Source organism: Ferrovum sp. JA12, assembly GCF_001431705.1.
Classification (GTDB): Bacteria; Pseudomonadota; Gammaproteobacteria; order Burkholderiales; family Ferrovaceae; genus PN-J185.
On sequence record NZ_LJWX01000001.1, the window covers coordinates 621090 to 635404 of the forward strand.

14 protein-coding genes are annotated in these 14315 nt (G+C 44.4%); 4 read left to right on the forward strand and 10 right to left on the reverse strand.

Translation table 11 applies throughout. The features are described from left to right. Positions 1 to 3 precede the first annotated feature (3 nt). Complete coding sequence (locus FERRO_RS03380) at positions 4 to 459, forward strand: single-stranded DNA-binding protein (RefSeq protein ID WP_056929442.1); 456 nt, start codon at positions 4 to 6, stop codon at positions 457 to 459. 111 nt (positions 460 to 570) lie between these two features. Here FERRO_RS03380 and FERRO_RS03385 read toward each other — a convergent pair whose 3' ends face one another. From FERRO_RS03385 to FERRO_RS03400, 5 genes are read right to left on the reverse strand one after another with little or no spacing between them, the layout of a single operon-like run. Beyond that, on the reverse strand, positions 571 to 975 hold the full coding sequence (locus FERRO_RS03385) for an ExbD/TolR family protein (RefSeq protein ID WP_056929443.1): 405 nt from the start codon (positions 973 to 975) through the stop codon (positions 571 to 573). After that, positions 972 to 1391, reverse strand: coding sequence for an ExbD/TolR family protein (locus FERRO_RS03390; RefSeq protein ID WP_056929444.1), 420 nt, complete (start codon positions 1389 to 1391; stop codon positions 972 to 974). The genes FERRO_RS03385 and FERRO_RS03390 overlap by 4 nt, the downstream gene beginning before the upstream one ends. Before the next feature lie 12 nt (positions 1392 to 1403). Then, the gene (locus tag FERRO_RS10505) at positions 1404 to 2180 is read right to left on the reverse strand and encodes a MotA/TolQ/ExbB proton channel family protein (protein WP_082601163.1); all 777 of its coding nucleotides are present in this window, start codon (positions 2178 to 2180) and stop codon (positions 1404 to 1406) included. A gap of 19 nt (positions 2181 to 2199) precedes the next feature. Continuing rightward, on the reverse strand, positions 2200 to 2451 hold the full coding sequence (locus FERRO_RS09920) for a TonB family protein (protein ID WP_082601164.1): 252 nt from the start codon (positions 2449 to 2451) through the stop codon (positions 2200 to 2202). After that, on the reverse strand, positions 2385 to 2858 hold the full coding sequence (locus FERRO_RS03400) for a hypothetical protein (RefSeq protein WP_056929446.1): 474 nt from the start codon (positions 2856 to 2858) through the stop codon (positions 2385 to 2387). Before FERRO_RS03400 ends, FERRO_RS09920 begins: the two co-directional genes overlap by 67 nt. A gap of 135 nt (positions 2859 to 2993) precedes the next feature. Between FERRO_RS03400 and pgi the strand changes: the two genes are divergently transcribed. Continuing rightward, the gene (gene pgi / locus FERRO_RS03405) at positions 2994 to 4571 is read left to right on the forward strand and encodes a glucose-6-phosphate isomerase (protein WP_056929447.1); all 1578 of its coding nucleotides are present in this window, start codon (positions 2994 to 2996) and stop codon (positions 4569 to 4571) included. 37 nt (positions 4572 to 4608) lie between these two features. On the opposite strand, the gene aspS is transcribed toward pgi, so the two are convergent. The 3 genes from aspS to FERRO_RS03420 are packed head-to-tail and all read right to left on the reverse strand — an operon-like array spanning position 4609 to position 7296. Continuing rightward, positions 4609 to 6372, reverse strand: coding sequence for an aspartate--tRNA ligase (gene aspS / locus FERRO_RS03410; protein ID WP_056929448.1), 1764 nt, complete (start codon positions 6370 to 6372; stop codon positions 4609 to 4611). Between the two features lie 22 nt (positions 6373 to 6394). Continuing rightward, positions 6395 to 7024: a DUF502 domain-containing protein gene (locus tag FERRO_RS03415; RefSeq protein WP_056929449.1), complete on the reverse strand. Its 630-nt coding sequence runs from the start codon at positions 7022 to 7024 to the stop codon at positions 6395 to 6397. After that, positions 7024 to 7296 (reverse strand): FmdB family zinc ribbon protein, encoded by a 273-nt coding sequence (locus FERRO_RS03420; RefSeq protein WP_056929450.1) that lies wholly within the window; start codon positions 7294 to 7296, stop codon positions 7024 to 7026. The genes FERRO_RS03415 and FERRO_RS03420 overlap by 1 nt, the downstream gene beginning before the upstream one ends. A 155-nt stretch (positions 7297 to 7451) precedes the next feature. Between FERRO_RS03420 and FERRO_RS03425 the strand changes: the two genes are divergently transcribed. Further along, complete coding sequence (locus tag FERRO_RS03425; RefSeq protein ID WP_152975689.1) at positions 7452 to 10190, forward strand: M16 family metallopeptidase; 2739 nt, start codon at positions 7452 to 7454, stop codon at positions 10188 to 10190. 8 nt (positions 10191 to 10198) lie between these two features. After that, a complete protein-coding gene (gene nudB / locus FERRO_RS03430) occupies positions 10199 to 10639 on the forward strand; it encodes a dihydroneopterin triphosphate diphosphatase (protein ID WP_056929451.1) in 441 nt (146 codons plus the stop codon). A gap of 3 nt (positions 10640 to 10642) precedes the next feature. On the opposite strand, the gene erpA is transcribed toward nudB, so the two are convergent. Both erpA and FERRO_RS03440 read right to left on the reverse strand, forming a co-directional pair. Next, the gene (gene erpA, locus FERRO_RS03435; protein WP_056929452.1) at positions 10643 to 10996 is read right to left on the reverse strand and encodes an iron-sulfur cluster insertion protein ErpA; all 354 of its coding nucleotides are present in this window, start codon (positions 10994 to 10996) and stop codon (positions 10643 to 10645) included. Positions 10997 to 11074: 78 nt separating this feature from the next. Then, positions 11075 to 14314: an efflux RND transporter permease subunit gene (locus FERRO_RS03440; protein ID WP_056929453.1), complete on the reverse strand. Its 3240-nt coding sequence runs from the start codon at positions 14312 to 14314 to the stop codon at positions 11075 to 11077. Position 14315: the final 1 nt, after the last annotated feature.

Below are 14315 nucleotides of genomic sequence, written 5' to 3' on the forward strand. Positions count from 1 at the left end.
AGTATGGCATCGGTAAATAAAGTGATTTTAGTGGGTAATTTAGGCCGCGACCCTGAGGTGCGTTATTCCTCTGATGGCGCTGCCATTGCCAATATTAGTGTGGCCACTACGGATGTATGGAAAGATAAAAGCGGCGAAAAACAAGAAAAAACCGAGTGGCACCGGGTAGCATTCTTTGGGCGTTTAGCAGAAATTGCAGGAGAATATTTAAAAAAGGGTTCGCAAGTGTATTTAGAAGGACGTTTGCAAACCCGTAAGTGGCAAGATAAAGAAGGCCAGGAGCGCTATACCACTGAGGTGATTGCGGACCGTATGCAAATGTTGGGTGGGCGCTCTATGGCAGGGGGTAGCAGTGAGCCTCCGATGGATATGCAATCTGAGCATCCCAGCCCGGCCTCAGGGGGAACTACTAAAGCTGCCACTAAGTTTGATGATTTTGCGGACGATATCCCTTTCTGACCCCCAACGTAATAGTTAAGTCATCTTATTTGACCCCTTGTAAGACGGCGTTTTACAAGGGGTTTTTATTTTCAACGATCGCCGTGGAATACTGCATGAAAAACTCTTAATTTAGGGTGTGTCATCAATACCTATTTTAGAAATTTTCAGGTTTTGTGCCAGGGCTAGGATATGCGCAAGGTTTGTAAAGGGCGAATCACCACTGGGTTTGATATGTATTTCTGGTGGGTTGGAGGATTTTGAAAGACTTAATAATTGCTGATCTAAAGCATCTTGGGTAACCGGTCGTTGATTCACTTTGTACTGCCCTGATGCATTAATGGTGATGGTCATGATAGGGGCTGTTATGGTGCGACTACTGACCATGTTGTGTGGAGTACTCATATTAATCGAATGCAATTGGACTGGAATGGTAATAATTAACATAATCAGCAACACCAACATTACATCAATCAATGGTGTGGTATTGATGGCGATTAATGGCGCAGCTTCATTGTCTTTTAATCGAATAGTCATGATGACGAATGCACAGGTTCAGTAATGAATTCAATGGTGTTGATCCCCGCTTCATGGCATTGATGGAGTATTGGCGCAATAAAGTGGTAGGGAGTATTGGCGTCAGCGCGAATCAATATATGTACTGTTTTACCATCTATGGTTTTAAGCTTTATCCCCAGCGCTTTCACGTCAATCCTTTGGTCTTGCCAATAGAGAGAACCTGTTTTAGTGATGGCTAAGTTAATATCCTGTGGTGCAATGATTTCCCGGGTGGTGGTCTCTTTAGGGAGCACTACTTGATGAGTATGGACGACCACCGGAATGGTGATTAAGAAAATAATCAGTAAAACCAACATGACATCCACTAAAGGGGTCGTGTTGATGCTGGCGATAATTTCCTCACCCTCTCCTGAATCCTTAAGATCAATGGCCATAGATAATTCGTCTTAACGTTGTGGGGTTCTGCCGCCTAACAAGACTTTTTCTAAATCGTTGGCAAAACCGTGAAGCGCTGTCATGGCGTTTTTATTACGTCTTAAAAGCCAGTTATAAATGAGTACCGCAGGCACTGCCACCGCAAGACCGATAGCAGTCATAATGAGAGCCTCTCCTACGGGACCTGCCACTTTATCAATGGAGGCTTGCCCTGAAATACCGATGGCAGTCAGAGCGTGATAAATGCCCCATACCGTTCCAAATAAACCAATAAAGGGAGCCGTTGAGCCCACTGTTCCCAATAAAGCCAAACCAATTTGAAGGCGCGCTTGAACTTGATCAAAGGCTTGGTTTAAATTATTTTCCACCCAAGTATTTAAAGAAATATGTTGCGACAGTTGCCCCTGATACTCTTCCCTCGCTTGAATACCGGACTGAGCCAGAAAACGATAAGCCGAGTGAGGGGGTAATTGGTCTAAGACGCTCATATTTAATGGGCCTTGCCAAAAGGCGTTTTTCTCTTCAACGGAAGTGCGAAATAAACGTCTTTGCTCTAGGAGTTTTATCACTAACATATACCAACTGGCCACTGACATGATGAGTAGAATCACGAGGGTACCTCGAGCAATGAGATCCCCATTTGCCCACAGTGCATCCAGCCCATAGGGATTACTCAGAGCGTTATTGTTTGAGGGAGATATCTCTGCACCAGAAGCCTTGAAACAACTGAGGGGCATAAGTAAATACACCAATCCCCGATTAAGGAAGAAAAAAACGTTACGTTGCATGTTGACCTTTTCTACTTAATTATTGATTAAGACGCCATACATAGGGAATAGTTACCCTTATAGCGATAGCTTTACCATTCTCCGTGGCGGGAGTAAAACGGCATTGGCTCAAAGCGCTTAGCGCCGCTTCATCAAGGGCACTGGAACCACTTGATTGTAACACTTTACTGAGTTCCACTTGCCCTGCTTGGTTAATTAAAAAACTCAGTAATACGACACCTTCTTCACCGTTACGTCTTGCTGAAGCGGGATAATTAGGGGGGGGGGGCAGGGATAGTGAGTATCAATGCTGGGGGCCTGTTTGACTGAGCTTGTACTAGGTGCTTTAGTGGGTGATTGAGTGGGGGTATTAGTACTCTCTTTTACAGCGGCTTTGGCTGGTGAAGTGGGTAGTGTTACCGGAGCATGAATGGGTGGTTTGGATAGGGGTTCTTTAATGGGTGTTGTACTGATTAATGGTTTAGACGGAGCGCTATGTTTAAGAATATTAAGATTAATACTTTGAGCGCTATTGTTGCGGGACGAAAAAACAAGTGTCTCTACCATAATGGAATGATGACGAAGCGTTAAATGCTTAGTTTGCTTTATCAAACCATAGAGTATCAAGGCATGTAGTAACAGGACCACCAATAAAGCAGTGTTTTTTTGATAGGGTGAGAGGGTGTTGTGGGCAATCATCGTGGCATTTCTATCAATAAAGTTCTATTATAGCGAGTTGTTACGGGATATAAACATCCCAATAAAGAATGGGTGAGCTATGTGAACCCATAAAAATTTATTTTTCTTAATGATGGGTAGGCGATATTAACATCTATGGATATTCAATTAATTAATCAGACGCCGCTATGGAATCGCTTAGAAGCGACTCTCCAACAGCCCCACTACTCCCTACCCCATCTTTTTAGAAGTCATCAAGAGCGTATTTCAAGCTATCAGTTCAGTGTCTTAGGCATAACGCTTAACTATGCTTATCAGGCCCTCGATCAATCTTTGTTAGGCCAACTGATGGCGTTACTTAATGAGGTGGGCTTTGACATGGCGCGGCAACGGTTATTTGCCGGTGAAAAAATGAATTTTACTGAGGAGCGTGGAGCGCTACACATGGCTTTAAGGTGCGGTGAACCTAACAGCCCCACTTGGCCTGATTCTATTCAGCGTGAGATAGATTGTGAGCTGCAGCGTTTAGAGACGTTAACCAAACAGTTTCAAGGAGGAGTGTTGAAGGGGTTCTCTGGAGACACTCTTAACACAGTGGTAAACCTTGGTATTGGCGGATCAGATCTGGGTCCTAAAATGGTAGTCAAAGCCCTAGAGCCTTATCAGCATTACACCAAGGCAACCCATTTTTTAGCCAATCCTGATCCTTGGGCCCTACAACAATTGTTAAGCCAACTTCATGCCCCTCAGAGCTTATTTATTCTTTCCTCAAAATCCTTAAGTACCCTTGAGACGCTTGAAAACTATTACTCCATTGTGGATTGGCTAAAGGCACAGGGCTGTACCGACGAAGATTTAGAAAAACACTTTGTGGTAGTCACCTCCGCTCAAGATACAGCCCGTGAAATGGGTTTTTCTGAACAGCGTTTGTTTGCAATGTGGGACCATATTGGCGGCAGGTATTCTCTGTGGTCAGCCATCGGTCTGTCCATTGCTTTAACCTATGGCTGGCCCGTATTTAAAGAGCTTTTGGCAGGCGCTAGCGCTATGGATTGGCATTTTAAACATGCGCCAGCAGAGCAGAATTTACCTGTTATGCTCGCCCTATTAGGCGTGTTAAATCGTAATTTCTTACATAAAGATGCCCATTTAATGGCCATTTACGATGGCCGTTTGAGTTATTTCACGGAGTTTATCCAGCAGCTTGATATGGAATCCAATGGCAAGCATGTCAATCAATTAGGTCAAAGCATAGATTATGGGACGAGTCCTTTGGTGTGGGGGGGGCTAGGTATTAATGGGCAACATGCCTATTACCAAGCAGTCCACCAGGGGCGACTGAACACGACTGTAGACTTTATTGCAGTGCGATCTGACAGAGATGACTCACTACCGCGTTTTGATCAACATCAGACACTTATCCATAGAAGCATGATGGCCCAGGCGCAAGCCATGGCTCTTGGCCGCGATGAGGCGACGACCCGGCAGCGCTTAATTAAGGAAGGCTATAGTGAACCACAGTTGTCTCGCTTAGTCCCTCACCGCTGTTTTGAAGGAGGGACCACCAGTAATCTCATTTGGCTGGATCAATTAAATGCTCACACGCTAGGGGCATTGATTGCCACCTATGAGCACAAGGTTTTTACGCAGTCTGTGATCTGGCAAATCAATCCCTTTGATCAGTGGGGTGTTGAACTTGGTAAAACCTTACTCAGTGATTTATCGGCGCGCTAGACTTACCCGTGGCGCACCGATCCCAACTCGTCGACAATTAACGTAATTTAATATGCAGTTCTCTGAGTTGTTTTTCATCCACTACACTGGGTGCTTGCGTTAATAAACATTGTGCCCGTTGTGTTTTAGGAAAGGCAATCACATCGCGAATTTGTTCGGCTCCCGTCATCATAGCGGTTAATCGATCAAAACCAAAAGCAATGCCACCATGGGGTGGTGCGCCATATTGGAGTGCTTTTAATAGAAAGCCAAATTTACTTTGCGCCTCCTCAGGGCCAATGTTTAAGGCACGAAATACCTTGGATTGCACTTCTTCGCGGTGAATTCTCACGGATCCACCACCGATCTCCCAGCCGTTTAATACCACATCATAGGCCTTAGCTACTGCTTGACTGGGGTCTGAGGTAAGAAAGTCCTCATGACCATCTTTGGGGGCGGTAAAGGGGTGATGTAGGGCGACCCAGCGGTTTTCTTCCTCATCAAATTCAAACATGGGGAAATCCACTACCCATAAGGGTTGCCATCCCCCTTGAGAAAACCCTCTTTCATGGCCTATTTTGAGGCGTAGCGCACCCATGGCATCATTCACCACTTTAGTGCGGTCGGCGCCAAAGAAAATGAGATCACCATTGTTAGCACCGGTACGGCTGATGATTTCTTGTAATACATCAGTGGTAAGAAATTTAATTATCGGGGACTGTAAGCCCGTTTCATTGAGTGCTGATTTATCGTTGACCTTAATGTAAGCCAAGCCCTTTGCTCCATAAATACTGACAAACTGCGTGTAGTCGTCAATTTCTTTACGAGAAAGGGTTGCTCCGCCTGGAATATTGAGCGCCACGACGCGACCATCTTTGAGATCAGCGGCAGCACGGAAAACCTTGAAATCCACCTGCTTCATCAAGTCCGTGAGTTCGGTAAACTCCAAGGGGATACGTAAATCAGGTTTGTCGGAGCCAAAGCGGTGCATGGCCTCATGCCAACTCATGCGTGGGAAGGGATTGGGTAAATCTACTTGGATGGTTTCATGAAACAAGTGTTGAACCAAGCCTTCCATCAGCGTCATGATTTCTTCTTCGTTTAGAAAGGAGGTCTCAATATCCACCTGTGTGAATTCAGGTTGTCGATCAGCACGCAAGTCTTCATCTCTAAAGCACTTGGTAATTTGATAATAGCGATCAAAGCCCGATACCATTAATAATTGTTTAAATAATTGAGGTGACTGGGGGAGGGCAAAGAACTGACCGTCATGAATACGGCTTGGAACCAAATAATCACGGGCTCCCTCAGGAGTGGATTTGGTGAGCATGGGGGTTTCAATATCAATAAAACCCTGTTTATCTAAATAGTGACGCATCGTCATGGCCGCACGATAACGTAGTTTAAAATTATGCTGCATCATGGGACGCCGTAAATCCAAGTAGCGATACTCTAAGCGTACCGGCTCTGAAATGTAATCATCATCAATTTGGAATGGGGGTGGTAATGAGCTATTTAAAATGGTAATGCGCTCAGCCAGCAGTTCAATAGCCCCGCTTTTAAGGGAGCTATTAACGGTCCCCTCTGGGCGGCTGCGCACTTTGCCGGTAATGGCTAAGACAAATTCACTGCGAATCTCTTCGGCTTGTTTAAAGGCCGCTCCATTATCAGGGTCCACAACCACTTGCAATAGCCCCTCGCGATCACGCAGATCAATAAAAATCACTCCACCATGGTCGCGGCGACGATGGGTCCAGCCCTCAACAGTAATGGTTTGGTTAAGATATTGGTCGTCGATTAGACCACAATAATTAGTACGCATAGTATCTGTGTCTCAGAAGAAATTAATTAGATGGATTAATGGAATGGATAGCAGCTTTAGTGTGTGAGGTGGGATCCACAACGCCCATAGAAATAATGTATTTTAAGGCCATATCAACGCTCATATCCAGTTCAATGGTTTGACTTTTAGGGAGCATTAGAAAAAATCCCGAGGTGGGATTGGGCGTGGTGGGGACATAAACATTCACATGGGGTTCACTGAACTCTCTGGCGATGCTTTGGGTTGGGACGCCGGTTTGAAAGGCGATGGTCCAGACATCATTATGCGGGTAGCGCACTAGTAGCACTTGGCGAAAAGCTTGTCCCGAACTTGAAAACAAAGTATCACTGACTTGTTTAACACCCGAGTAAATACTTTTTACTAAAGGGATCTTACCTAGTATGTCATCTAGCATGTCAAGGAGTTTTCGACCCAGAAAGTTGGTGGCCACGGCGCCAGTTAAAATGACAATTAACAGTGCCACAAGCACACCAAGTCCTGGTATATGCAGCCCAACCAGGGTTTCAGGCCGCCATGCAATGGGAAGAATATCAAAGATTTGATCAAGGCTCGTGATGACGAGACGCAACACCCAAACGGTAATGACCACGGGAATGAGAACCACAATACCAGTCAAAAAATAACGTTTCATTATGAATTATTATTACTGTTAGTATTGTTCGTGGCAGGAGCGCTGTCGGCGCTGGCCGTGCTTGGAGTGGCGCTGGTGGAACCACTTTTTTGACCACGAAAATCTGTCACATACCAACCTGAACCCTTGAGCTGAAAGCCCGCGGCGCTCACTTGTTTGGCCAAAGCCTCTTGGCCACAGTGTGGGCAAAGAGTTTTAGGTGGGTCTGACATTTTTTGCAGCATTTCACTGGCTTTGCCACAGGCTTGGCAACGATATTCATATAAAGGCATTCTATCCTCCACAACAGATCAATGATAGCATAGTTCCTTGTTATTCTTGAGCTCTACTCTTTAAAATGAGTCAAGTCACAGGGAACCCTGAACCATAAATAAGTTCTTATATTAGGTTTTTCAAGTTAAGTATTTTACGCTAAAGGAGTCGTTTAATGGTCAAGATGCGCCACATTCTAGCTCTTGGGTTGATGACACTGTCACTGGCAGGCTGGGCTAAGAGCCCCGCTCTACCTGCTGGTGTCACACAAGTGACGTCAGTGGAAGGGGTCACTGAGTATCATTTAAAAAATGGTTTACAAGTGATTTTAGCGCCGGACAGCTCAAAACCCACCACCACAGTGAATATTACCTATCGCGTAGGGTCGCGCATGGAAAACTATGGTGAGACAGGAATGGCTCATTTACTTGAGCATTTAATGTTTAAAGGAACCCCCAAGCATCCCACCATTGCCGCTGACTTGAGCCATCGTGGGATGCGTCCTAACGGCACTACTTGGTTTGACCGCACTAATTATTTTGAGACCTTTACTGCCTCAGAGAGTAATCTTTCTTGGGCTCTCGCCATGGAAGCTGATCGCATGGTGCATTCCTTTATTGCGCGCAAAGATTTAGACAGTGAAATGACCGTGGTGCGCAATGAAATGGAAAAAGACGAAAATGATGCCAGCAGTGTGCTCATGGATAAATTGATGGCTACCGCCTACCAATGGCATAACTATGGTAAATCCACTATCGGTGCTCGTACCGATGTTGAAAACGTTTCAATTCCCCATTTGCAAGCCTTCTACAGAAAATACTATCAACCAGATAACGCCACTTTAGTGGTGGCAGGTAGTTTTGATCCTGATAAAACCTTGGCACTGATCAGTAAAGATTTTGGTGTGATTCCTAAACCCAAAAGAGTCATTGAACCTACCTATACCTTGGACCCTATTCAAGATGGCGAGAGAAGTGTGACCTTAAGGCGCGTAGGCGATGTCAAATATATTGAAGCGGTATATCACAGTGTAGCAGCTGCCCATCCAGATAATGCAGCATTCAGAGTATTGTCTTATATTATGGGCGATACGCCTTCGGGGCGCTTACACAAAGCCTTAGTAGAAAAAGAGCTGGCTACTGCCGTGTCTGCGGAGAGCTTTAACTTAGATGAACCGGGAGTCATTTACTTTGAGGCTGATTTAAGTAAAGAACAATCTCTGGATAAGGCTGCTCCAGTTTTCATGAAAACCATTGAAGGCGTTCATGATGAGCCTATTACCGAGCAAGAGGTTTCAAGAGCTAAAGCCAATTTATTAAATGATATAACGCAAACTTTTAATGATCCTGAAAGTTTTGGGATTTCTCTATCCACGGCCATTGCTAACGGCGACTGGCGTTTGTTTTTCTTAAATCGCGACCGAATTCAAAAAGTCAGCGTTCAAGACGTTCAGCGAGTGGCAGAGACGTGGCTTAAATCCAGTAATCGTACCATGGGTGAGTTTATTCCCACCGCAAAGCCTGATAGAGTGCCTTTCGCCGCACGAGTGGATGCGAAGGAGCAATTAAAAGACTTCACGGGTAAACAACAGATAGACCATGCTGAAGCCTTTGATGTCTCTCCCATGAATATCCAACAACGCACACAATGGGGACGTTTACCCTCCGGTATTCGCTACGCACTGCTCCCTAAGAAAACCAGAGGAGCAACGGTATTTGCTCAACTGAACTTGCATTTTGGTAATGCAGAGAACTTAATAGATCAAAGTTCCGTAGCGAATATGGTGGCAGGGCTTCTTGATCGTGGTACCGATAAGATGACGCGTCAACAAATCTCCGACCGCTTTACGCAATTAAAAGCGCAGGTCAGTTTCAGCGGTGGACCTACAGGAGTGTCGGTAAGTATGTTAACGGATCGCGATCATCTCTCCGACACCTTAGCGTTAGTCACAGAGATTTTACGTCATCCGAGCTTCCCAGAAAGTGAGTTTAAGCAGTTACAAGCTGCAGCTATTGCCTCGATTGAGCAAGAGAGAACTGATCCTCAGGCTATCGCCGGTAATGCCCTGTCACGTCACTTTAATCATTATCCTAAGGGGGATGTTCGCTATAGTCCTACCTTCGATGAGTCTGAAGAGAATATAAAGGCGGTGACTCTTGATAAAATTCAGAAGTTTTATCATGATTTCTACGGTGCTAACCATGGGGAAGTGGCTGTAGTGGGTGACTTTGATCCCGTAAAAATTAAGGCGGTACTCAATCAAGGTCTCGATCAGTGGGTGAGTCAATCGTCCTATGAGGTGGTATTAAACACATATGTGGCCCCTGTAGCATTTAAAGATGTGCTGAATACTCCCGATAAGGCCAACGCCATCTTTATTATGAAATTGCCGTTACCCATCATGGAGGATGATCCCACGGCACCTGCCTTAAAAGTGGCTAATACTATTTTCGGGGGTGGTTTTTTAAGCTCACGTCTCGCCACACGGATCCGCCAAAAAGAGGGTATTAGTTATGGCGTAGGTTCCTTTTTAAGGCTCAATAATCTGACTAAAAACAGTACTCTCGGCGCCTATGCCATTTATGCTCCACAAAACCTCGCTCGTCTAGAGAATGCCTTTCAGGAAGAAACAGATAAAGCCCTCAAGGACGGCTTTAGCGAGACTGAAATAAAAGAAGCTAAGCAATCCTTACTGCAGTCCGCTGCCTTAGGGCGTGCTCAGGATGACGGGTTAGCTGAACTGTTAACAAAATTGTTGTTTGATAATCATGATATGACCTATGTGGATAAATTAGAAAAAGAGACGCAACAGGTTAGTGTCAATGATGTCAATGCAGCCTTCAGAAAATGGGTGACTCCGGCTAGTTTTGCAGAAGTTATGGCGGGTGATTTTAATAAGCACCCCGCGAAGTAAATATTGGTATGGGCAATAAAATCCCCATTTCAGTGCTGGTGGTCATTTACACACGGCACGGTGAAGTGTTGTTACTAAACCGTGCTGACCACCACGGTTATTGGCAATCGGTCACGGGCAGTTGTGATTATGTAGGGGAGCCCCTTGAGAGCGCTGCCTGTCGTGAAGTGATGGAAGAGACAGGACTTAATTGTCAAGATTTTCAGCTAAAGAATTGGCATTGGCAACAGGTTTATGAAATTTATCCCCATTGGCGACATCGCTATGCCGAGGGGGTGATTCATAATACGGAGCATGTGTTTGGCTTATGTTTACCTGAGCGCCAAGAGATTATCCTGGCGCCACGGGAGCATATTGATTTTGTATGGTTACCCATTGAACAAGCTGCCGATCAGTGTTTTTCAGAAACTAACCGTGCTGCTGTGTTAAAGATTAAAGAATATCTTTAGCCTTTAAACTGAGAAGGATGAGCCGCACCCACAGGTGGTGGTGGCATTGGGGTTACGAATAATAAACTGTGCTCCCTCTAAATCCTCTTTATAATCAATTTCAGCGCCTGCTAGATACTGAAAACTCATGGGGTCAATCAAAAGCTCGACGCCGTTTTTTTGTACAACGGTATCATCTTCGGCTTTTTGTTCTTCAAAAGTAAAACCGTACTGAAAACCTGAGCAGCCCCCCCCTGAAACAAACACTCTGAGTTTTAAGTCGAGGTTATTCTCTTCCTCAAGAATAGAGCGAATCTTTACAGTGGCGCTATCTGACAATAAAACCGGGGATAGAGCTTCATCTAATGGTGCGTTCATGGCTATACCTCAATTAAATAGTACTAAAGTTGTACTACATTATACTGCTAATCTCATCATTGTGCGCAACTCAAGTTACTACAGGTTACCCGTAGCTTCTGGTTCATCCTCAAAGGTGTCATTGGCGTGCACAACACTAAAGACCACGGGTACAAAAATCAAGGTAGCAATAGTTGCTAAAAGCAAACCACCAATCACTGCCCGACCAAGTGGAGCGTTTTGTTCACCCCCATCCCCTAACCCGAGAGCCATGGGGATCATACCAATTAACATAGCTGAAGCGGTCATGAGCACAGGTCTAAATCGGGTATAACCGGCCTCAAGGGCAGCCTGAGTGGAATCTTTGACAATAGCTAATCGTTCCCGAGCAAAGCTGATCACCAAAATACTATTGGCCGTAGCCACCCCCATACACATAATAGCGCCAGTTAAGGCAGGAACGGATAAAGTGGTTCCGGTCAAGTAGAGCATCCACACAATCCCAGCTAAGGCTGCCGGTAACGCTGTAATAATTACAAAAGGATCAAGCCATGACTCAAAATTCACCACGACTAAGAAATAAATTAAAATAATGGATGCTACCAAGCCTAAACTAAGACCACGGTAAGAGTCCTGCATAATAGGCACCTGTCCTTGAAGTTTAACGCTGACTCCCTTAGGTAGCTCTTGATGGTGATGTTGGATAATAGTTTCAATGTCACCAGAAATACTTCCTAAATCCCTGCCCTGCAAGGAGGCGAAAATATCAAAAGAAGGCTTAATGTTGTAATGGGAAATCACCGAGTCAGATTGATCACGTTCAATGGATCCTAAACCGCCTAACACTTGCATCGAGGAGGATTCTTTAGTGGTAATCGGAATGTTGGCAAGGTCTGCCAGAGAGTTGATTTTATATTGTGGCATTTGAATTACAATCGGGTAGGAAACCCCATTTTTATTATTTAACCAAAAAGTAGGCGCCACTTGACTGGTGCCTGCCAAGGTGGCCACCAAACTGTTGGTAATGTCCCCTTCTGTTAAACCATAGTTTTTGGCTTGAGAGCGATCAATATCCACATTAAACTGAGGATAGTTAGTGGCCTGTTGCACGCGAAGGTCAGCAATTCCAGGCACGTTACGAATATCTTTTAAAATAGCCCTGACAAATTTAAGGTTGTTATCATGATTGGGGCCATCTACTCGAATGTCAATGGGAGCTGGCACACCAAAGTTTAGTATTTGGCTCGTAATGTCAGCAGGTAGAAAGGCAAAACTCACACCAGGAAAGGCTCTGGGTAAAGTTTCTCTTAACTTTTTCATATACTCTTTCGTGGGATGATGGTTTTCATTTAAGTGAATGAGAATATCTCCATCCTGAGGACCAATGGTACCAGTACTGCTATAAGCGGTGTTAATACCACTCACGGATAGCCCAATATTGTCCACAATGGTATCGAGTTCATTTTGAGGCACCAGACGTCGAATGGTGTTTTCAATTAAATCAAATTGTTTGGCGGTCTCTTCAATACGCGTTCCCACTTGTACGCGGATATGAATTTTCATATCGCCTGAGTCCACCTCTGGGAAAAAGTTTTTCCCCAACAAGGGAAATAAAGTCACGCAGGAAACAATGACGAAGCCTAAAAATAGAGTGATAAATTTTTTACGGTGGTCCAGTGCAAAATGTAATATGGAGCGATAAACCAACCTCACTTTAGTGAAACGTTTCTCAAAGCCTTGCTGAATATTGATGAAAAACTGGAAGATAGATGCTTTAACAGAGCGATGAACTTTAAAGTTTGGATCATGTTCGGGACGATGTGCATCAGTGTGATGCTCATGTTTAAAGTGTTGAGTCTGATATTTAAGTAACTTGTTGGCCACCGTAGGTACGAAAGTTTGCGACAATACAAAGGATGAGAGCATACCAAAGATAACGGCCTCAGCCATTGGAATAAATAAATATCTGGGTACCCCCGTTAGAGAGAACATGGGCACAAATACAATACAAATAGATAATGTTGAAACCAGAGCAGGTTGAATAATCTGCCTTGCTGCATCAATAATAGCTTTGGTAGTGGGTTTTCCCATTTCCAAATGATGGTTAATATTTTCAATCACCACCGTAGCATCATCTACCAGCATCCCCACGGCAAGAGCCAAACCACCTAACGTCATCACATTTAACGTGTTACCGGTGAGAGAAAGAAAGATAATTGCCGATAAAATGGCGAGAGGGATAGACATGGAAATAATAATCGTTGAGCGCCAGCTGCCCAGAAACAATAGAATCATGACGCTAGTTAAAATGCCGGCAATAGTTCCTTCGCGTACTACACCACTGATCGCAGATTTTACAAAAATGGATTGATCCCCTACCACTTTTAAAACGAGGTTGTTAGGTAAGGTTTCTTTTAATTTAGGAATCAATTCTTTCGTTCCTTGAATAATATCCAAGGTTGAGGTGGCACCATTTTTAAGAATCGTCATCAATACAGAGCGCCGACCATCATCTCTCACCACATTAATTTGTGGAGGGAAACCATCACGGACATGGGCTACATCATGAATGAAAATAGTGACTCCCCCTACGTTTTTAATGGGAAGATTGTTGAGTAAAGTAAACTCATCTGGACTGTCGTTAATCTTTACGTTGTATTCAAAGGAACCAATTTTTTCGGTTCCAGGAGAGAGTACTAAGTTTTGTTGGCTCAGAGCTCTTGCGACGTCATCCGGTGAAACTCTTTTTGATTGCATAGCTTGAGGATCCAAGTCAATTTGGATCTGTCTCACCTTGCCACCATAGGGTGAGGGAACAGCGCTGCCTCTGACCGTGGCTAGCTGTGGGCGAATAAAGTTTTGACCCAAGTCAAAGATACGGTCCTCAGAGAGAACTTTACTCGATAAGGCCAACTGTAAAATAGGTACTGTTGCCGCGTTATAATTCAAAATCAACGGAGGGGTAATACCAGGAGGCATTTGTTTTAAAACGGTTTGAGAGATGGCGGTGACCTGAGCATTAGCAGTTCGAATATCCACATCAGGCTGAAAGAAGATTTTTACAATCCCGTAACCAAATAAAGATTGGGACTCTATATGTTCGATATCATTCACAGTGGAGCTTAAGGAGCGTTCATAGTAGTAAACAATCCGCCCAGCCATGTCCTCTGGAGGCATACCACTATATGTCCATACGGCACTGATCACCGGTAAATTAATTTCCGGAAAAATGTCTTTAGGTGTTTTAATAATGGAAATAACTCCAAATAAAAAAATCACCAACGCCATGACAATAAATGTATTAGGACGTCTTAGAGCTAACTTAACAATTTCAAGCATC